This window comes from Streptomyces afghaniensis (assembly GCF_044327915.1).
Taxonomy (GTDB): domain Bacteria; phylum Actinomycetota; class Actinomycetes; order Streptomycetales; family Streptomycetaceae; genus Streptomyces; species Streptomyces afghaniensis.
In genome coordinates this window covers 332,393-353,934 of sequence record NZ_JBIRGJ010000003.1, presented here as the reverse complement: position 1 = coordinate 353,934, position 21,542 = coordinate 332,393, and the positions used below count along the sequence as shown (strand labels likewise).

The following is a 21,542-nucleotide window of genomic DNA, read 5'->3' as shown; positions in this document are numbered from 1 at the left end:
AGCAGCCCAAAAACTATGGCAAAGCGGACCGGAGTGCGGGTGTCGACCGTGTCATCGTGCGGGCCATGACGACACCGCACCTCCTTGACGACCTGGACGACCGGCCCCGCCTTCCCCTGCGCCCGATGGCGAACAAGGTGCCCGAAGTGACGGCCTTCTTCTGGATCATCAAGGTGCTGACCACCGGCATGGGCGAGACGGCGTCGGACCTCCTGGCCCGTGTGCTGGGCCCGATACCGGCTGTCGCCACCGGCGGTATCGCCCTGGTGGTGTCACTGGCCGCCCAGTTGACCGTCCGTCGGCACATCGCCTGGGCCTACTGGACCGCCGTCGTCATGGTCAGCGTCTTCGGCACGATGGCGGCCGACGTCCTCCACGTCGGCCTGGGCGTCCCCTACACGGTCTCGACCCCCGCGTTCCTCGCCGTCCTGGCCGCCGTCTTCGTCCTCTGGTACGCGAGCGAGCGCACCCTGTCCATCCACAGCATCCAGACCCGCCGGCGCGAGGCGTTCTACTGGGCGGCCGTCCTCGCCACGTTCGCCCTCGGCACCGCCGCGGGCGATCTCACCGCCACCGCCGGACTCGGTTACCTGGGTTCGGTCGTCCTCTTCGCGGCCGCGATCTGCGTGCCGGCTCTGGCCCACCGCTTCAGCGGTCTGAACGCCGTGGCCGCCTTCTGGTCCGCATACGTCATCACCCGCCCCCTCGGCGCCTCACTCGCCGACTGGATGGCAGTGAACCGCTCCCGCGGCGGCCTCGCTCTGGGGCTGGAGCCGGTCACTCTGGCGTGGACGCTCGCCATCCTGGTCTTCGTGGCCTGCCTGGCCGTATCGCAGCGCGACAGGCATGGCCACGCCGCTTGAGTGTGCCGTCGCGGGCGCATGCGGGATCTCGGTCGCGCGACCGCTTCGGAGGTTGACACTACGTCCGGGTGCCGCACCCCGGCTGGACAGATCACGTATTGGCGCCGTCCGGAGCCATCGAGATGCTCAGGAGACCGCGGCAGACCGACGACGCAGGCCAGGAAAGGAAGAACCATGTCGCTTCTGAAGACCATCGACACCAACCCCTCCTTCGCTCCGAGCGAGTCCGGGCCGCTCCCGGAACGCCTGATTTCGGGCAACCCCGCCTTCAAGACCTGGGCCCAGGACGCCTGCGGGGAGACGATCAAGACGGGCATCTGGGAAGCGACGCCCGGCGAGACCCGCTCGATCAAGGGCGATACCTTCGAGTTCTGCCACATCCTCTCCGGCGTCGTCGAACTCACGCCGGAAGGTGGCGAGCCGGTGGTCTACAGGGCAGGCGACAGCTTTGTCATGAAGCCCGGCTACGTCGGTGTCTGGAAGACCGTCGAAACCGTGCGCAAGATCTACGTGACTGTGAACTGATGCCGATGCCGCCCTCGGTGCACTCGTGCTCCGATCACCGCGGTGACTGCCCCTGACCGGTCATGTCGGAAAACCTCCGTGGGCGCTGGATCGATGTCGGTTTTCCGGTTTTCTGCGGGGTGTGGCTGGCTTCTGGATCGATGTTGGCCGGAAAGTGATCCCGGCGGCGTCGACCAGTACGCCGGCAGGGAGTGTTCTATGAACGTCGCAACCGCGAAGACCGGACCGGAAGAGAGTCCGAAGGCAACGCTCGTCATGGCCTGCGTCGGGGCGTTCGTCGCCTATCTGCCGGTCACCAGCGTCTCGGTGAGTCTTCCGGCCATCCAACGGGCCCTGCACGCGTCGACCTCTCAACTCTCCTGGATTTCCGACGCGTTCGTCCTTCCCATGGCGGCCCTCATCCTGACCGCCGGTGTCTTCGGAGACGTCCACGGACGCAAGAAGGTCTTCCAGGCAGGGTTGCTGTTCGCCGCCATCGGGGCCACCGTCGCTCTGAGCGCGCAGTCGGTCCAGGTGCTGTGGGCCGGTCAGGCGCTGGCCGGGCTGGGCGCGGCCGCGCTGCTGCCCACCACGCTGGCGCTGATCAGCCATGCGGTGCCCGATCCGCACGAGCGCGCCAAGTTCGTCGGGCTGTGGGCCGCGGCCTTGATGACGGCGCTGGCCCTCGGCCCCCTGATGGCGGGCGTCATCCTCGACCACGCCGCCTGGCGCTGGATCTACCTGCCCGCCATACCCGTGGCCGTCGTCACCCTGGCGGCCGCGGTGCCGCTGGTGGCCGACTCCCGGGCCCACGGCTCACGCCGGCTGGACTGGCCCGGCCAGATCACCGCCGCGCTGGCGATCACCTCGCTCGTCTACGGCGTGATCGAGGGCGGCGCGGACTCCTTCACCCAGCCCCGGGTGGTCGTCGCCCTGGTGCTGGCCGGCGTCAGCGCCCTCGCGTTCGTCCTGGCCGAACGGCGCAGCGCCAGCCCGATGCTGGACCTGTCGCTCTTCCGCAGCCCGGCGTTCAGCGCCACCACGCTGATCGCCATGATCTGCTTCCTGGGACTGATCGGCTTCTTCTTCGTCCTGAGCCTCTACTTCGGCATGGTGCAGCGGCTCGACACCCTCGACGCGGCGTACCGGCTGATGACGGTGACGACGGTGTGCCTGCTGGTCGGGGTCGTGGTCGGGCCGTTGATGCGCAGGGTCTCGGCACGCATCCTGATCACCACCGGGCTGCTGATCACCGCGGGGGCCCTGGTCTCCCTGACCGCGCTGGACGCCCACACCCCGTTCGGCGCGCTGGCCTGGCGGCTGGCCCTGCTCGGTCTCGGCCTGGGCCTGGTCGTCACACCCATGACCGCCACCGCGGTCGCCGCCGTGCCGCATCACCTGGCCGGGATGGCGGCGGCGGGCAACAACGCCTTCCGGCAGGTCGGCGGCGCGCTCGGCCCGGCCGTTCTGGGCGTGCTGCTGACCACCAGGATCACCGACACCCTGCCCGGCCATCTCGCCGACGCCGGCCTGGACGGCGCGACGGCGCAGCGGGTCACGGCGGCCGTGGCCGCCGGCGGGCCGGGGGCGGCGGCCCACATGGACCTGGGGGCGGACACCGGCCGCGCCCTGAGTGCCCTGTCCGACGCCTTCCTCGACGGCCTACGACTGTGCCTGATCGTGGCCGCCGCCCTCGCGCTGCTCGCCGCCCTCGTCGGTGCGGTGCTGCTGCGCACCCCGCGGGCCTCGGCCCAGGCGCCCCAGCAGGCGGAGCCGTCACCGGAAAGGGAGCCGGAACGGGAGTTGGCCGGCGTGGGCGCCGCACACGGCCCGGTGCGGGTTCCGCTGCCGCGGTCGGCCGGGCACGGCTCCGCGGGTGACGCGGCCGACGCTCCGCTCCCGGCCGACCCGAGGGCGACTCTCACCGGCCGGGTCTGTGACCCCGTGGGCGACGGCCTGGAGGGCGCCACGCTCACCCTCATCTCACTGGCCGGGCGCCAGGTCGGCCGGGCGGTGGCCCGCAGCGCCGGCCGATACGAGCTGACCGCGCCGGCAGCGGGGTCGTACGTGCTGATCGCCGCGGCGGACGGGCGTCAGCCCCAGGCGACCACACTGGTGCTCGGCGAGACACCGCTGTCTCATGACGTGGTGCTGGCAGGGGGCGGCGGCAGGCTCGCCGGCACCGTGGTGGCCGATGACGGGGTGCCTGTGGAGGGCGCCACGGTCATGGTGACGGACTGGCGCGGCGACGTGCTGGCCAGCGGCCCGTCCGACGCCTTCGGTGGGTTCGGTTTCGGCGAGCTGCCGACCGGCGACATCACGGTCACGGTGAACGCCGCCGGGTTCCGGCCGGCCGCACTCCCGGTCCAGGTAGCCGGCACGGGGACCACCACGCTCGAGGTGCCGCTGCGATCCGGCGCTCGGCTCCGGGGCGTCGTGCGAGCAGGAGCCGGCCGCCAGTCCCTCGCCGATGCTCGGGTGACGCTGGTGGACGTGGCCGGGAACGTGGTGGGCTCCACGACCACGGGACCCGACGGCGCCTACGCCTTCACCGACCTGGACACGGGAAGCTACTCGGTGATCGCCGCCGGGTACCCGCCCGTGGCCACCACGGTCCGCGTGGTCGGCCAGGGCCAGGACGACGTTCATCTGGAACTGGCTCACCCGGACAGCTGACCCGAGGCCCCGCCCGACCACTCGCAGACGTACCCAATCCGGTCACACCGGGCATGCGACAGTCGGATACGGTGCACTCACACCCCGACGCAGGGAGACCCTCGGTGCGGTCCTGGGCCCCGGATCCACTTGATCTGAAGCTGCTGCAGGCGCTGCAGCTCGACGGCCGGGTGCCGTTCAACCGGCTCGCGGAAGTCCTTCAGGTATCCGACCAGACCGTCGCCCGCCGCGTCCGGCGGCTGCGTACCACCGTCCAGTTGCGCGTGCTCGGCGTGACCGACGAAAGCCGACTCGGACGCAGCGTCTGGTTGCTCCGCCTGTGCTGCACCCCCGACGCGGCCGAACAACTGGCGGGCGCACTCGCCCGGCGCCCGGACACCTCCCACGTCCGTGTGATGTCAGGCGGCACCGAAGTGATGTGCGCGATGAACCCGCTGACCCGGCAGGCACGGGACGAACTCCTCCTCGACCGCCTCCAGCGCACCCCTCGTGTCACCTCGGTCAGCGCCCACTGCCTGCTGCACCGGTTCTACGGCGGCCCGTACAGCTGGCTCAGCAAGATCAACGCCCTCAGCGCCGACGAACAGACAGCTCTCAGCCCGCCACCCGTCCAACCGGCCACCACCCCCGTCCTCCTGGAGGAGGCCGACGAAGCACTGCTGGCCGTCCTCCACCGCGACGGACGGGCCCCGCTCACCGAACTGCAGGCGAGCACCGGCCTGTCGGAGTCCGCGGTCAGACGGCGCCTGGACCGCCTGCGCTCCACCGGAGTCCTCTACCTGGACGTGCAGTTCGACCACGAACCCCTCGGCAACGCCGTCGTCGCCCTGCTCTGGCTCACCGTCGCCCCAGCCGCGCTCGCCGACGTCGGCCGTGCCCTCGCCTCGCACCCCGAAGTGCGTTTCGCAGCGGCCACCACGGGCCAGGCCAACATCGTCGCCGCCACGCTGCACCCCGGCACGGGCGACGTGTACACCTACCTCAGCGACCGGATCGGAGCCCTGGACGGCGTCCGCTCCGTCGAGACCACCCTCAGCCTGAGAGAGGTCAAGCAGCTCTCCTACGAGCCTGGTCGCTGACCCCGAAGACCAGCGGTTGAACACACCGACGGCCGAAACCGGCCCGCCCGTCTCGCGCCCCTCCGGGACCACCGGTCCACGCTGGCAAAGTCAGGGATCCCGTTAGAGGTGGGATATAGGTCGGTCCTGAATCTTGGTGGGTGTCCGTCGTCCATGACCGCCCGCCATTGGAGGTCCATGCTCCGCCACCCCGCGATGCCGGTTGCCGCCACCGCATGGCGCACCGGGCGGGCGGCCCCTCACTGACACGGCCCGCGCCGCAGAGCCACAGGACCACGCCGGAACCGGCACGCTCCCCGACGCACGAGGGTCCCGGGCCGTCTCGAGCAGCCGCGCACGGCACCCGCCCCGGTGCCTGGGCGCCGGGCGTACCACGAAGGCCGTGTCGCGAGCTCCGGCCCCCTCGGCGGCTCCACGTCGACTCCGCCCGCAGGACAGGCGAGGCCGCTCAGCTCAGCCGCGCCCACGTTCCCACCCCTCTCCCGCATCCGGCTCAGCGCGCTCGCCGCCAGTCACCCGGAACCGACATGTGTCCGCCTCTCCCGAACCCCGTTCCTGCTTGGAGTGACCGATGTCCAGCCCCGACCTCGCGCCCGTAACGACTCCGTCTGACACAGCACGTCGTCTCCCGCTCCTCGCCGGACAGTCCGGAATCTGGTTCGACCTGCAGCTGGGCGCCGCCGGGCAGCAGTACTACGTCAGCCTCTACACCGACATCCGCGGCCCACTGGATCTCCGGGACTTCCGTACGGCCGCCCGCATGGGCGTGGCCGAGACCGAGGCGCTCCGGGTCCGGTTCGTCGCGGACGACGACGAGAGCGGGCCGACACAGCAGATCGAGGATCTGGACAACGACTGGACGCTGCCCGTGATCGAAGCCGCGGACGAGGAGGCGGCCCAGGCCTGGATGCGCGCCGACCTCGCCCGCGCCACGGACGTCACCCGGGACCCGCTCTTCACCTACGCGCTGATAGCGCTCTCGCCGGAGCGCCACTTCTTCTACCAGCGCGCCCATCACCTCACGGTCGACGGACACAGCGGCGTCCTCGTGCTGCGCCGGACCGCGGAGATCTACACGGCCCTGCGCGAAGGACGGGACCCTGCCGAAGGTGCGCTGCCCGGTCTCGCCGAGCTGCACTCCGCCGAGGCCGCGTACCGGGCCTCCGAGCGGTACGCCGCCGACCGCGCTCACTGGGCCGAACGGCTCGTGGACCTGCCTGAAGCATCCACCCTGAGCCTCGGCGCACACGCGGTACCGGCAGCCGGGTACAACCCGCTGCGCTGTGCCGGTCGTATCCCGCAGGAGACCCTGGACCGCCTCACCGCGACGGCCCGCCTCGCCCGTACCAACTGGTCGACCGGCCTCATCGCCGCCGTCGTCGCCTATCTGCAGCGGATGACCGGACAGGACGACATCCTGTTCAGCCTGCCCGTCGCCAACCGCGCCACCGCCGTGGAGAAGCAGACTCCGGGCATGACGGCCAACATCCTTCCGGTACGCGTCGAGGCGAGCCGGGGCACGACCGTCCGCTCCCTCATCCGCCGGGCGCTGGACGCGACCCGCGGGACACTGCGTCACCAGCAGTATCGGTACGAGGAGATAATGCGCGATCTCCGGGAGGCCGCCCCTTCCGGAGGCGCCGGCTCCACGCGCGCCGGGCGGCAGTTCGGCCCCGTCGTGAACGTCCTGGGCTTCGACCTGAACGTCTCCTTCGCCGACAGCCCCGGCACGGCACACCGACTCACCGCGGGCCCCATCGAGGACATGGAATTCGCGGTCTACCCGGTGCCTGGCGAAGGCGGCCTCCAGCTCCAGCTCACCGCGAACCCCAGCCGGTACAGCGAGGCCGAACTCGCCTCCCATCAGAGCCGCTTCGTCGAGTTCCTCGCCGCCTTCGCCGACAGTCCGGACTCAGAGATCTCCGACCTGCCACTCCTGCTGCCGGGTGAGCGGCGTCGGTTGCTGGAGGAGTGGAATGACACGGCTGTTGAGGTCGATGGCCCTGGCACTGTGCATGAGCGCTTTGAGGAGCGGGTTGCTGCGACGCCGGATGCTTGCGCCTTGGTCTTTGGTGAGGAGCAGGTCAGCTATGGGGAGCTGAATGCCAGGGCCAACCGGGTTGCTCATGGGTTGCTGGGGCGGGGTGTGGGACCGGAGTCGGTGGTGGCCGTGGCGTTGCCTCGGTCGGTCGGGATGGTCGCTGCGCTGCTTGGTGTGCTGAAGGCGGGGGCTGCGTATCTGCCGATTGATCTGGGTTATCCCGCTGAGCGGCGTCGGTACATGCTCGACAACGCCCGTGCGGCTTATGTCATCGACGAGGGCACTCTGGCCGAGTTCCGGGATGGGCGGGAGGACGATCCGGTCGTCTCCGTCGATCCGGCTTGTGCGGCGTATGTGATCTACACGTCTGGTTCTACCGGCCGTCCTAAGGGCGTGGTGGTTCCTCATGCGGGTGTGGTGAACCGGTTGGCGTGGATGCAGCACGAGTACCGGCTGGGGGACCGTGACCGCGTTCTGCACAAGACGCCGATCGGGTTCGACGTGTCGGTGTGGGAGTTGTTCTGGCCTCTTCTTCAGGGTGCCACGATGGTGATCGCGGAGCCTGAGGGGCATAAGGACCCGCTGTATCTGGCCCGGTTGATCGACCGGCAGCGGGTGACTACGGCTCACTTTGTGCCGTCGATGCTGCAGGTGTTCCTGGGTGAGGCTGAGGGTGGTGTGTGCGGTTCTCTGCGCCGGGTGATCTGTTCCGGTGAGGCTCTGCCTGCCGCGACCCGCGACGCCTTCTTCCAGGCTTTGCCGCACGCTGAGCTGCACAACCTCTACGGCCCCACTGAGGCTTCCATCGACGTCACTTACACGCAGTGTCTTGCGGGCGATGCGGTGGTCACTATCGGCCGGCCGGTGTGGAACACCCGCGTCTACGTGCTTGATGACCGTCTCCGGCCTGTTCCCACGGGTACTCCCGGTGATCTTTACCTCGCGGGTGTTCAGCTGGCTCGCGGTTATGTTCAGCGTCCCGAGCTGACGGCCGAGGCTTTCCTGCCCGACCCACATGGTGTTTCGGGTGCGCGGATGTATCGCACCGGCGATATCGCCACTTGGACTGCTGACGGGCAGCTGCGGTATCTGGGTCGTGTCGATGACCAGGTGAAGATCCGTGGTCAGCGTGTTGAACTCGGTGAGATCCAGACCCACCTCGCCGAGCTGCCCGGTGTCACTCATGCCGCGGTCCTGATCCGTGACGACCGCCTCATCGCCTACTACGTCGCCGAACCCGACGCGGTACCAGACTTCCTCCTCCTCCGTACGCACCTGCCCGACCACATGGTTCCGTCTGCCTATGTCGAGCTGGAGGCGCTTCCGCTCACGCCGAACGGCAAACTCGACCGCAAAGCCCTCCCCGCTCCGGACGTCACTCCCGCCACCACCCGCCCGCCACGCGACCCCCGCGAAGAACTCCTGTGCACCCTCTTCGGCCAGGTCCTTGGCATCGACACCGCCATCGGCATCGACGACAACTTCTTCGCACTCGGCGGGCACTCCCTGCTTGCCACCCGCCTGGCCAGTCGCATCCGAACCGCCCTGGGCGCCGAACTGCCCCTGCGCACGATCTTCCAAGCCCCCACGGTGGCCCTGCTGGCCCAACACATTGACGGTGACACCGAGCATCGGTCGCCCCTCACCGCCCAGAACCCCCGGCCCGACCGCATCCCCCTCTCCCACGCCCAGCGCCGCCTGTGGTTCCTCGACAAGATGGAGGGCGGTAGCCCCACCTACCACATGCCCCTCGCCGTCCGCCTCAACGGCGACCTCGACACCCAGGCACTCCAACAAGCCCTCACCGACGTCATCCACCGGCACGAAAGCCTCCGCACCGTCTTCGAAGAACACGACGGCGAACCCGTACAGAAAGTGCTGCCCTGCACCGAGGCAGTACCCACGCTTGGACGGGTGCCGGCCTCCGAGGAGCAGCTCAGAGATCTGCTGACATCCGCCGCGGCACAGCCATTCAGCCTGAAGGCCGATATGCCCCTGCGGGCAACGCTGTTCACCGTCAGTCCGGCTGAGCACGTGCTGCTCCTCGTCGTGCACCACATCGCGGCCGACGGCTGGTCCTTGACGCCGCTGGCCCAAGACCTGTCCGCCGCCTACCGGGCCCGGACCCAGGGCGAGGCACCGGAGTGGGCGCCCCTTCCGGTCCAATATGCCGACTACACCCTCTGGCAGCACGAGCTTCTAGGCGACGAACACGACCCCGCCAGCCGGGCCGCCCGCCAACTCGCCTACTGGCGAACCGAACTCGCCGGTCTGTCCGATGAGCTCGCGCTGCCCTACGACAGCCCGCGTCCACGCCACCCCAGTCACCGGGGCGGCAGCGTGGCGTGGGAGCTCCCCGCCGCCGTACGCCAAGAGCTGGAGGCGCTCGCACTGGAGACCGGGGCCAGCCTCTTCCTGCTCGTCCATGCCATGCTCGCCGGCCTCCTCACCCGGCTCGGGGCAGGCCACGACATCCCGCTCGGCGCACCCATCGCCGGACGCACCGACGAAGCCCTTCACCACCAGATCGGGTTCTTCGTCAACACCCTCGTCCTGCGCACCGACACCAGCGGCAATCCCACCTTCCGCACCCTCCTCCACCGCACCCGGGAAACGGGGCTTCACGCCTACAGCCACCAGGACATCCCCTTCGAGCGAATCGTCGAAGAGCTCAACCCGGTGCGCTCGGCTGGTCGGCACCCTCTGTTCCAGGTCATGCTGAACCTCGAGGACGACCTGGCGGCCTCCCCCTTCGAACTGCCCGGCATCGAGGTGAGCGCCGAGGCAGTCGCGGTGGACGCGGCCAAGTTCGACCTCATGTTCAACGTGGTCACCGCTGCCGACGGCTCCCTACGTGGCAGCGTCGACTTCGCGACCGACCTGTTCGATCACGCAACCGTGCAGGGCATGGCCGAGCGATTCGTCAGGCTCTGCGAGGCTGTCGCCGCCGACCCTGACCGTCCGCTGGCCGACTACGGACTCCTCACTCGCGATGAGCGGCGTCGGATGCTGGGGGAGTGGAACGACACGGCTGTCGAGGTCGACGGCCCCGGCACTCTGCACGAGCGCTTCGAGGAGCGGGTTGCTGCGACGCCGGACGCTTGTGCGCTGGTCTTTGGTGAGGAGCAGGTCAGCTATGGGGAGTTGAACGCGTTCGCCAACCGTGTTGCTCATGGGCTGCTGGGGCGGGGTGTGGGGCCGGAGTCGGTGGTGGCGGTGGCGTTGCCTCGGTCGGTCGGGATGGTTGCTGCGCTGCTTGGTGTGCTGAAGGCGGGGGCTGCGTATCTGCCGATTGATGTGGGTTATCCCGCTGAGCGGCGTCGGTACATGCTCGACAACGCCCGTGCGGCTTATGTCATCGACGAGATGACGCTTGCGGACCTGGTCGACCAGCAGCCGGACCGTGATCCTCGTATCGCGGTCGACTCGGCTTGTGCGGCGTATGTGATCTATACGTCTGGTTCCACCGGTCGTCCCAAGGGCGTGGTGGTTCCTCATGCGGGTGTGGTGAACCGGTTGGCGTGGATGCAGCACGAGTACCGGCTGGGGGACCGCGACCGCGTTCTGCACAAGACGCCGATCGGGTTCGACGTTTCGGTGTGGGAGTTGTTCTGGCCTCTTGTTCAGGGTGCCACGATGGTGATCGCGGAGCCTGAGGGGCATAAGGACCCGCTGTATCTGGCCCGGTTGATCGACCGGCAGCGGGTGACTACGGCCCACTTCGTGCCGTCGATGCTGCAGGTGTTCCTCGGTGAGGCTGAGGGGGGTGCGTGCGGTTCTCTGCGCCGGGTGATCTGTTCCGGTGAGGCGCTGCCTCCCGCGACCCGCGACGCCTTCTTCCAGGCTTTGCCGCACGCTGAGCTGCACAACCTCTACGGCCCCACCGAGGCTTCCATCGATGTCACGTATACGCCGTGCCGTCCCAGCGATGCGATGGTCACTATTGGCCGGCCTGTGTGGAACACCCGCGTCTACGTGCTCGATGACCGTCTCCGGCCTGTTCCCACGGGTACTCCCGGTGATCTTTACCTCGCTGGTGTGCAGCTGGCTCGCGGCTACGTTCAGCGTCCCGACCTGACGGCCGAGGCTTTCCTGCCCGACCCGCACGGTGATTCCGGTACGCGGATGTATCGCACCGGCGATATCGCCACTTGGACCGTCGACGGGCAGCTGCGGTATCTGGGTCGTGCCGATGACCAGGTCAAGATCCGTGGTCAGCGTGTTGAGCTCGGTGAGATCCAGACCCACCTCGCCGAGCTGCCCGGTGTCACTCATGCCGCGGTCGTGATCCGCGATGATCGCCTCATCGCCTACTACGTCGCCGAACCCGGCAGCACGCCGGACTTCCTCCTCCTCCGTACGCACCTGCCCGACCACATGGTCCCCTCCGCCTATGTCGAGCTGGAGGCGCTTCCGCTCACGCCGAACGGCAAACTCGACCGCAAAGCCCTCCCCACACCCGACCCAGCCCCGGGCTCCGGCACTTATCGCGCCCCACGCAATCCCCGCGAAGAACTCCTCTGCACGCTCTTCGGCCAGGTCCTCGGCATCGACACCCCCATCGGTATCGACGACAACTTCTTCGCACTCGGCGGGCACTCCCTGCTGGGCGTCACCCTGGTGGAGCGTCTCCGTGAACGCGGCGTGTCGATCGACGTACGGACCCTGTTCTCCGCCCCGACCGTGGCCAGTCTGGCTGCGGCGGCCGGGCGCGCCACGGTGGCGGTGCCCCCCAACCTCATCCCGACGAACGCGGTGGCGATCACTCCCGACATGCTGCCCTTGGTCGAGCTGAGCGCGCAGGAGGTGGAGTCGGTCCTCACCCAGATTCCGGGCGGCGCGTCCAACGTCGCGGACGTGTACCCGCTGGCTCCTCTGCAGGAAGGCATCCTTTTCCACCACCTCATGACCGCCGGCGGTGGCGACGACGTCTACGTATTGCCGGTGGTGCTTCGCTTCGACTCCCGGGAACGGTTCGACCGTTTCCGTTCGGCGTTGCAGAAAGTGGTCGACCGGCACGACATCCTGCGCACCGCCGTCCTCTGGGAAGGAATCGCAGAGCCCGTCCAGGTCGTGCTGCGTCACGCCGAGATCCCCGTCATCACCCTCCGGCCGGAGACTGGCGGAACCGTGGTGGAGCGGTTGCTGGCGGCCTGTCCCTCCGTGATGGACCTGCGTACGGCGCCTCTGGTGCGCCTGCACGTCACCGAACCGGACCAAGGACAGCAGCTGCATGCCGTTCTTCAGTTCCACCACATGATCCAGGACCACACCGCACTCTCCGTCGTACTGGAGGAAGTGCGCGCGATACTCGACGGCAGGGAGAACGAGCTTCCCCCACCGCTGCCGTTCCGCGAAGTGGTCGCCCAGGCGCATCTGGGCGTGCCGCAGGAGGAACACGAGGCCTACTTCGCCTCACTCTTGGGCGACGTGACCGAGCCCTCCGCTCCGTACGGCGTCCTCGAAGTCCATGGCGACGGCTCCGGCGTCGCCCAGGCGTCGCTGCCGCTGGACTCCGCACTCTCCGGCCGCCTGCGGGAACAGGCTCGGCGCCACGGCACCAGCCCGGCCACGCTGTTCCACGTCATATGGAGCCGTGTGACGGCTGCGACGTCCGGACGGGACGACGTCGTCTTCGGCACCGTCCTGTTCGGCCGTATGCACGCCGGAGCCGGAGCAGACCGCATACCCGGCCTGTTCATCAACACCTTGCCGGTACGGGTGCGCGGTGGTTCGGCCACCGTGGCCGAAGCCGTCTCCGGCGTGCGGGAGCAGTTGGCCGACCTCGTCGTCCACGAACACGCCCCGCTCTCCCTGGCCCAGCAGCTCAGTGGTGTGCCGGCTCGCACACCTCTGTTCACCTCACTGCTGAACTACCGGCACAGTCAGGACTTCGACGAGGCTTCCAGCACGGGTACGGTGCTGGAAGGCATCGAGCTGGTGCACGCCCATGAGCGCACCAACTACCCGGTCACCGTCTCGGTGGACGACACCGGCGGCGCGTTCACGATCACCGCCCAGACCGCGGCCTCGATCGATCCACAGGCGATGTGCGAACTCGTGAGCGTGACAGCCGAGCACATGGTCGCAGCCCTCGAATCAGCCCCCGGCACCCTGCTCCACCGGGTGGAGGTCCTGGACGAGACCGAGCGGCGTCGGTTGCTGGGGGAGTGGAACGACACGGCTGTCGGGGTCGACGGTCCTGGCACTGTGCATGAGCGCTTCGAGGAGCGGGTTGCTGCGACGCCGGATGCTTGTGCGCTGGTTTTTGGTGAGGAGCAGGTCAGCTATGGGGAGTTGAACGGGTTCGCCAATCGGGTTGCTCATGGGTTGCTGGGGCGGGGTGTGGGGCCGGAGTCGGTGGTGGCGGTGGCGTTGCCTCGGTCGGTCGGGATGGTTGCTGCGCTGCTTGGTGTGCTGAAGGCGGGGGCTGCGTATCTGCCTATTGATCTGGGTTATCCCGCTGAGCGGCGTCGGTACATGCTCGACAACGCCCGTGCGGCTTATGTCATCGACGAGAGCACTCTGGCCGAGTTCCGGGGTGGGCGGGAGGACGATCCGGGCGTCTTCGTCGATCCGGCTTGTGCGGCGTATGTGATCTATACGTCTGGTTCCACCGGCCGTCCTAAGGGCGTGGTGGTTCCCCATGCTGGTGTGGTGAACCGGTTGGCGTGGATGCAGCACGAGTACCGGCTGGGGAGCCACGACCGGGTCCTGCACAAGACGCCGATCGGGTTCGACGTTTCGGTGTGGGAGTTGTTCTGGCCTCTTCTTCAGGGTGCCACGATGGTGATCGCGGAGCCTGAGGGGCATAAGGACCCGCTGTATCTGGCCCGGTTGATCGACCGGCAGCGGGTGACTACGGCTCACTTCGTGCCGTCGATGCTGCAGGTGTTCCTCGCTGAGGCTGAGGCTGGTGCGTGCGGTTCTCTGCGCCGGGTGATCTGTTCCGGTGAGGCTCTGCCTGCCGCGACCCGCGACGCCTTCTTCCAGGCTTTGCCGCACGCTGAGCTGCACAACCTCTATGGCCCTACTGAGGCTTCCATCGATGTCACTCACGCGCCGTGCCGTCCCGGCGATGCGATGGTCACTATCGGCCGGCCGGTGTGGAACACCCGCGTCTACGTGCTAGATGACCGTCTCCGCCCTGTTCCCACGGGTACTCCCGGTGATCTTTACCTCGCCGGTGTGCAGCTGGCTCGCGGTTATGTTCAGCGTCCCGATCTGACGGCTGAGGCTTTCCTGCCTGACCCGTATGGTGTTTCGGGTGCGCGGATGTATCGCACCGGCGATATCGCTTCCTGGACTGCCGACGGGCAGCTGCGGTATCTGGGTCGTGCCGATGACCAGGTCAAGATCCGTGGTCAGCGTGTCGAGCTCGGTGAGATCCAGACCCACCTCGCCGAGCTGCCCGGTGTCACTCATGCCGCGGTCCTGATCCGCGACGACCGCCTCATCGCCTACTACGTCGCCGAACCCGGCAGCACGCCGGACTTCGCCACTTTGCGAGACCGCCTGCCCGACCACATGGTCCCCTCCGCCTATGTCGAGCTGGAGGCGCTTCCGCTCACCCCGAACGGCAAACTCGACCGCAAGGCCCTGCCTGCCCCGGACGTCACTCCCGCCACCACCCGCCCGCCACGCAACCCCCGCGAAGAACTCCTCTGCACGCTCTTCGGCCAGGTCCTCGGGATCGACACCCCCATCGGCATAGACGACAACTTCTTCGCCCTCGGCGGGCACTCCCTGCTTGCCACCCGCCTGGCCAGTCGCATCCGTACCGCCCTGGGCGCCGAACTGCCCCTGCGCACGATCTTCGAAGCCCCCACGGTGGCCCTGCTGGCCCAGCACATGGAGGACAGCGGCGACCGTCGTCCGCCCCTCATGGCCCGCGTCCCTCGGCCCGAGCGCACTCCGCTGTCACATGCCCAACAGCGTCTGTGGTTCCTCGACAAGATGGAGGGCGGCAGCCCCGCCTACCACATGCCCCTCGCCGTTCGTCTGCACGGCGACCTCGATGCCGATGCACTGCAGCAGGCCCTCACCGATGTCGTGCACCGGCACGAAAGTCTGCGTACCGTCTTCGAGGAGCACGACGGTGAACCCGTACAGAAGGTGTTGTCCTGTGCCGAGGCCAAGCCCGAACTCGACCGGGTGGTGGCATCCGAGGAGCAGTTGACGAACCTGCTGGCGTCCGCCGTCGCGCGGCCCTTCGACCTGGCTGCCGAACTCCCGGTACGCGCAGTGCTCTTCGCTGTGGGGACCGAGCACGTGCTGCTTCTCCTCGTGCACCACATCGCGGCCGACGGCTGGTCTTTCGCGCCCTTCGCCCGCGACCTGTCCACCGCCTACCGCAGCCGCGTCCACGGCTCGGCGCCGGACTGGCAGCCGCTGCCCGTTCAGTACGCCGACTACATGCTGTGGCAGCGGGAGTTGCTCGGGGACGAACACGACCCCGCCAGCCGTGCCGCCCGCCAGCTCGCCCACTGGCGTACCGAACTCGACGGGCTGCCCGCCGAGCTCAGCCTGCTCACTGACCGGCCGAGGCCCGCCGTGGCCGGCCATCGGGGCGGATTCGCGTACTGGAACATCGACGCCGAACTGCTCGGAAGGCTTCAGGCGCTCGCCCGGGAGTCCGGCGCGAGCCTGTTCATGCTGGTGCAGGCCGCCCTCGCCGGACTGCTCACCCGGCTCGGCGCGGGCGAGGACATCCCCATCGGTGCGCCCATCGCCGGACGTACCGACGAGGCACTCCACGACCTCGTCGGGTTCTTCGTCAACACTCTGGTCCTGCGCACCGACACCAGCGGCAATCCCACCTTCCGCACCCTCCTCCACCGCACCCGGGAGACGGACCTCCACGCCTACACCCACCAGGACACCCCCTTCGAGCGCCTCGTCGAGGTCCTGAACCCCGAACGCTCCCTCGCCCGCCACCCCCTCTTCCAGGTCGCCCTGAACTTCCAGAACAACAGCGAAGGCGTCCTGGACCTCGGGGACGACATCACGGTGAACGAGCTCGAAGTGCAGCGCGGGCAGGCCAAGTTCGATCTCTCCTTCACCGTGCGCGATGCGCCGGACGGCGGGCTGCACGGTGCGATCGAGTACGCGGCCGACCTGTTCGACCAGGAGACCGTCGACCTGCTCGGCCAGCGGCTCGTACGCTTCCTCCGAGCCGTCGTCGAACGCCCCGACGAACCGCTCTCGCACTACGAACTCCTCACCCCCGAGGAACACCATCGACTCCTGGAGGAGTGGAACTGCCCCCCGGACGGCACTCCCTCCGCGACGACCCCCGACACCCTGCACCACCTCTTCGAGGTGCAGGTCTCCGCCACCCCCGACCGGATCGCTCTGGTCCACGGCGCCGAACAGCTCACCTACGCCGAGCTCAACGCACGGGCCAACCGACTCGCCCACCGGCTCGTCGCGGACGGTGCGGGGCCCGGCAGGGTCGTAGCCGTATCGCTTCCGCGTTCCATGGAACTGATCGTCGCGCTGCTCGGTGTCCTGAAGTCGGGGGCCGCCTATCTGCCGGTCGATCCCACGTATCCGGCGGAGCGGATCGCGTTCATGCTGGAGGATGTCGAGTCGGTCGCTCTCCTGGACGACCCTGAGCAGGTGCGGGAGCCGGGCGAGTGGGCCACGACCGACCCGCTCGCCCCGGCGGACGCGGGCGCGGCCGCCCGGATGCCCGCGTACGTCATCTATACCTCCGGCTCGACCGGGCGTCCCAAGGGCGTGGTCATCCGCCATGACGCGGCGGTGCATTACCTCGCGTACCTGCACGATCTGACCGGACTCGGGGCCGACGACACGGTGCTGAACCTCGCCTCGGTGTCCTTCGACCCGTCCGTGCGGGACATCTTCGGGCCCTTGACGGCCGGCGCGCGGCTCGTCGTGACCGAGCCGGCGGAAGCGAAGAATCCGGCGGCGCTGTTGGGGCTGCTGCGGCGGCACCGGGTGACCGTGCTGCCGGCGCTGGTGCCGACCATGCTGGACGCGCTCGCGGACGCGGCGCGGGACGCGGCCGACGAGGACGACGTACCCTCGCCGTGGCTGCGGATGGGGCTGGTCAGCGGCGAGGAGCTGACGGCCGCGCAGGTACGGCGGGCCGCGGCGGTCGGGGCGGACTGGCAGTTGGTGAACCAGTACGGGCCCACCGAGTCGACGATGACGGCGACCTTCCATCCGGTGACGGAGGAGGAGGCCCGGGACGGTGCCAGGCTGCCGATCGGGCGGCCGATCAGGGGCGCCCGCTGCTATGTGCTCGACCGGTGGCTGCGGCCGGTGCCTGTGGGATCCACGGGTGAGCTGTATCTCGCCGGTGACGATCTGGCGGACGGGTACGTGAACCGTCCGGGGCTGACCGCGGAGCGGTTCGTGGCGGATCCGTACGGGTCGCGTCCGGGTGCCCGGATGTACCGGACCGGCGACATCGCGCGGTGGCGGGCCGACGGCACGCTGGAGTTCCACGGGCGCGTCGACGACCAGGTCAAACTGAGGGGCGTCCGCGTCGAACTGGGGGAGATCCAGGCGGTGCTGGCGGCCGTGGACGGAGTCGCGCGGGCCGGTGTCGCGGTGCGGGAGGACGTGCCGGGGCGGCAGCTGCTGACCGGATATGTCGTGCCCGAGGCCGGGGCCGAGCCGACAGCGGACGCCCTGCGGCGGGCATTGGAGAAGCGGCTGCCCGCGCAGCTGGTGCCGGGGGCGTTCGTGGTGTTGGACGCGCTGCCGCTCAGTCCGAACGGAAAGCTGGACCGCTCGTCGCTGCCCGCGCCGGAGCAGGACCGGGGCGAGGTCCGGGACGCTGCCACACCGGTCGAGAAGACGCTGGTGGAGCTGTTCTGCGATGTTCTCGGGCTGGACCGGGTCGGGGTGGACGACAACTTCTTCACCCTGGGCGGGCATTCACTGCTGGCTGCCCGGCTGGTGAGCCGGGTGCAAGCGGTGCTCGGGGTGGAGCTGCATCTCCGCAGCCTGTTCCAGGCGCCGACCGTGGCCTCGCTGGCCGCGCTCCTGGAGCAGGACGGCGGGCCCGACAACTCGCTCGACGTCCTGCTGCCGCTCCGGGCGCAGGGCACCGGCACCCCATTGTTCTGCATGCACCCGGTGGGCGGTCTGAGCTGGTGCTACGGACGGCTGGTGCCGTACCTCGGTGCGGAGTTCCCGGTGTACGGGCTCCAGGCCCGGGGCATCGCCGGCGACGGGCAGCGCTGGGCGCGGACGATCGAGGAGATGGCCGACGACTACGTCGAGCAGATCCGCCGGGTTCAGCCGCACGGGCCGTACCAGCTGCTGGGCTGGTCGGTGGGCGGCAACGTGGCGCACGCGGTCGCGGTGCGGCTGCGCCGGCTCGGCGAGCCGGTCACGCTTGTCGCGCTGCTCGACTCCTGCCCCAGTGACCTGATGGACAAGCCCACGCCCGCGATGGAGCGCGAGCGGCTCCACAAGGTGGTCGCCGACTTCGACGTGGACGCGGCGGACTTCGAGTGGCTCGAGCGGGACGACTCCGAGCTCGGACGCACCCTGCGCAAGGAACTCGGCGTGATGAAGGGGCTGTCCCGGGAGCAGATCGGCGCCATGTGGGACACCTCGGTGAACACCAGCCTGATCCTGCGGGACTACGTGCCCGAGCCGCTGGATGTGCCACTGGTGTACTTCACGGCGCTGTTGGAGCGGCCCCCGGGCAGCCCGGATGTCACCGCCTGGGAGCCGTACTCGGCGGGTCCGATCGAGGAGTACGGCATCGAGTCCAGCCACGCCGGCATGATGGACGCCGCTCCGGTGGCTGCCATCGGCCGGATTCTCGGTGATGTGCTGCGCCGGATCGGCGGTGCGCGATGAGCACCGTGACCGATGGGGACGCGGTCGACGAGACACCGCGGTTGAGCCGTAACCGGGACTTCTGGCTGTTGTGGAGCGGCAGCGGGCTGTCCGTGCTCGGGTCGCGGGCCGGCGCCGCGGGGTACGCGCTGCTGGCCCTCTGGCACACGGGGTCAGGGCAGGCCGCCGGTCTGGTGGCGTTCGCCGCGCTGCTGCCGAATCTGGTGGTGCAGTTGCCGGCCGGTGCGCTGGTGGACCGGTGGGACCGGAAGCGGCTGATGGTGGCCTGCGAGGTGGGCAGGGCGGTGGCGCTGCTGAGCGTGGCCGTCACGGCTGCCGCCGGATGGTTCTGGTTGCCGCATCTGATGGCGGTGGCCCTGGTGGAGACGAGCCTGGGCCTGGTCCACCAGCTGGCCGAGCAGGGTGCGGTGCGCCATGTGGTCGCCCCGCACCAGCTGGGGGCCGCCCTCTCCCGCAACGAGACGCGCTTCAGGGCCGCCGGGCTGATCGGCGGGCCGCTGGGGACCGCGCTGTTCGCCCTGACCCGCTGGCTGCCGTTCGCCTTCGCCGCCCTCGGTCAGCTGTTGTCGCTGCTCACCTTGCTGCTGATCCGACGGGACTTCCAGGACCGCAGGAAGCGCGACGCCGACCGGTCGCTGGTCCGGGAGATGCGCGAGGGGGTGAAGTGGCTTCTCGGGCAGCGGTTCCTGCGGGCCGCGGTGTCCCTGGTGGCCGCCACGAACGTGCTGTTCCAAGTGGTCATGCTGGCCGTTCCGTTCGCGCTGGTCGAGGAGGAGGGACGGTCCCCGGTGGCGGTCGGCGTCGTGCTGGCGGCCGGCGGGGTCGGCGGAATGCTGGGCGCGCTGAGCGCCCAGTGGTGGATCCCGCGCCTGTACCTGCGGACCGTGCTGATCGGCGGGCTCGGAGTGTGGGCGGTGCTCGTGCCGCTGGTGGCGGTCGTACGTCAGCCGCTGCTGATGGGGTTGGCGTGCGGGGCGATGAGCTATGTCAGCGGGCTGTTCAACGTGGTGGCCGCCGTCTACCAGCTGAGGATCACCCCGGACGAGATCCTGGGCCGTACGGCTGGGGCGGCGGGCATGGTCGCGTACGGCGCCAGCGCGCTCGGGGCGCTCGCGGGCGGTTTCATGCTGGACGGCTGGGGCAGCCGCCACACCGTCCTCGCGGTCGCCGTGCTGATGGCGGTGACCGCCCTGGCGGCGGCCGCGGTGCCCGCCGTCCGGGCCGCCGCCCACCCGGCCTCGGGCGGCCCCGACCCGGACCTGCCCGAGCGCGGGGAGGACCGCATACCGGCCGTATAGGTCCTTGATAGGAGCCCCCCGCAGGATCGATGCGCTGGGGGACCGTCGTACCCAGTGATCCATGTGCCGGTGCTCGTGGAACCCCGGCCCGGCTGCCGCCACCACCCGGGCCGCGCGGCGGTGATCGCGCACTCGACCTCGACACGATCCGTTCCGACGTGCCGGCGCCCGGTTGGGCCCGGGCCGCCGCGCGCACCTGTGGAAGGACTGAATCCCGTCATGCTCATCCTGCGGCACTCCGAGGTCGCGCAGATCCTCGACGGCCGTGAACTCGACAACATCCGGACCGTGGGCGACGCCTACCGCGTGCACGCGCAGGGCGACACCGCGGTACCGCACTCCGTGTTCCTCCGTTTCCCCGGGCAGCCGCGCAACCGCATCATCGGCCTGCCCGCCTACCGGGGCGGGCAGCGGCCGGTCGCGGGCATGAAATGGATCGCTTCCTTCCCGGCCAACATCGAGCGGGGCATCGAGCGGGCCAGCGCGTCGATCATCCTCAACTCGCTGGAGACCGGCCGGCCCGAGGCCCTGATCGAGGGCTCGCTGATCTCCGCCGCGCGCACCGCCGCCAGCGCCGCGCTCGCCGCGGAGCTGCTCACCCGCGACCGCCGCCCGGACGGCCTGGCGCTGATCGGCTGTGGCGTCATCAACCTGGAGATCCTGCGCCATGTGCGGTCAGTCGTCCCCGGGCTGAAGACGCTGTCCCTGTACGACAGTTCCCCGCAGCGGGCCGCCGAGTTCGCCGCCCGGGCCGCCGCGGTGCTCCCGGATGCCGAGGTCGTCACGCTCGACAGCGCGGAGCAGGCGCTCGCGGCGCACGGCCTGGTCTCCATCGCCACGTCCGCCATCGAGCCGCATCTGGACCTGAAGGCAGCCGTGCCGGGCACGGTCGTACTGCACATCTCGCTGCGTGACCTGCTGCCCGAGTCACTGATCGACGCGCACAACATCGTCGACGACGTCGATCACGCGGTGCGCGAGCGGACTTCACTCGACCTGGCCGTGCAGGCCGCGGGGCACCGGGACTTCATCGACCCGACGATCGGCCGGCTCCTCCTGGAGGAGGGCTCGAAGGACGGGTTCGCGCCGGAGCCGGACCGCACGGTCGTCTACGCGCCGTTCGGGCTGGGCGTGCTGGACATGGCCCTCGCCGACGACGTCCTCGCCTCCGCCCGGGCCAGAGGGCTCGGTGTGCTGGTGGAGGGCTTCCTGCCGTGAGGCGGCACGTCACGGC

Annotated in this window: 7 protein-coding genes; all 7 read left to right on the top strand. The window is 69.5% G+C overall.

The window, feature by feature from the left end; genetic code table 11:
* Positions 1 to 65: 65 nt before the first annotated feature.
* The 7 genes from ACH4G3_RS11965 (at position 66) to sbnB (ending at position 21,526) form a co-directional block, all read left to right on the top strand.
* Positions 66 to 863: a COG4705 family protein gene (locus ACH4G3_RS11965; protein ID WP_397624330.1), complete on the top strand. Its 798-nt coding sequence runs from the start codon at positions 66 to 68 to the stop codon at positions 861 to 863.
* 174 nt (positions 864 to 1,037) lie between these two features.
* Positions 1,038 to 1,388, top strand: a complete 351-nt coding sequence (locus tag ACH4G3_RS11960; protein WP_397624329.1) for a cupin domain-containing protein — start codon at positions 1,038 to 1,040, stop codon at positions 1,386 to 1,388.
* 198 nt (positions 1,389 to 1,586) lie between these two features.
* On the top strand, positions 1,587 to 4,043 hold the full coding sequence (locus tag ACH4G3_RS11955; RefSeq protein WP_397624328.1) for an MFS transporter: 2,457 nt from the start codon (positions 1,587 to 1,589) through the stop codon (positions 4,041 to 4,043).
* A gap of 104 nt (positions 4,044 to 4,147) precedes the next feature.
* On the top strand, positions 4,148 to 5,122 hold the full coding sequence (locus tag ACH4G3_RS11950; protein ID WP_397624327.1) for an Lrp/AsnC family transcriptional regulator: 975 nt from the start codon (positions 4,148 to 4,150) through the stop codon (positions 5,120 to 5,122).
* A gap of 571 nt (positions 5,123 to 5,693) precedes the next feature.
* Positions 5,694 to 19,010, top strand: a complete 13,317-nt coding sequence (locus tag ACH4G3_RS11945) for an amino acid adenylation domain-containing protein (RefSeq protein ID WP_397624326.1) — start codon at positions 5,694 to 5,696, stop codon at positions 19,008 to 19,010.
* On the top strand, positions 19,007 to 20,308 hold the full coding sequence (locus tag ACH4G3_RS11940) for an MFS transporter (protein ID WP_397624325.1): 1,302 nt from the start codon (positions 19,007 to 19,009) through the stop codon (positions 20,306 to 20,308). Before ACH4G3_RS11945 ends, ACH4G3_RS11940 begins: the two co-directional genes overlap by 4 nt.
* A 219-nt stretch (positions 20,309 to 20,527) precedes the next feature.
* Entirely contained in the window at positions 20,528 to 21,526 is a 999-nt protein-coding gene (gene sbnB / locus ACH4G3_RS11935; protein WP_397624324.1) for a 2,3-diaminopropionate biosynthesis protein SbnB, read from the top strand.
* Positions 21,527 to 21,542 lie beyond the last annotated feature (16 nt).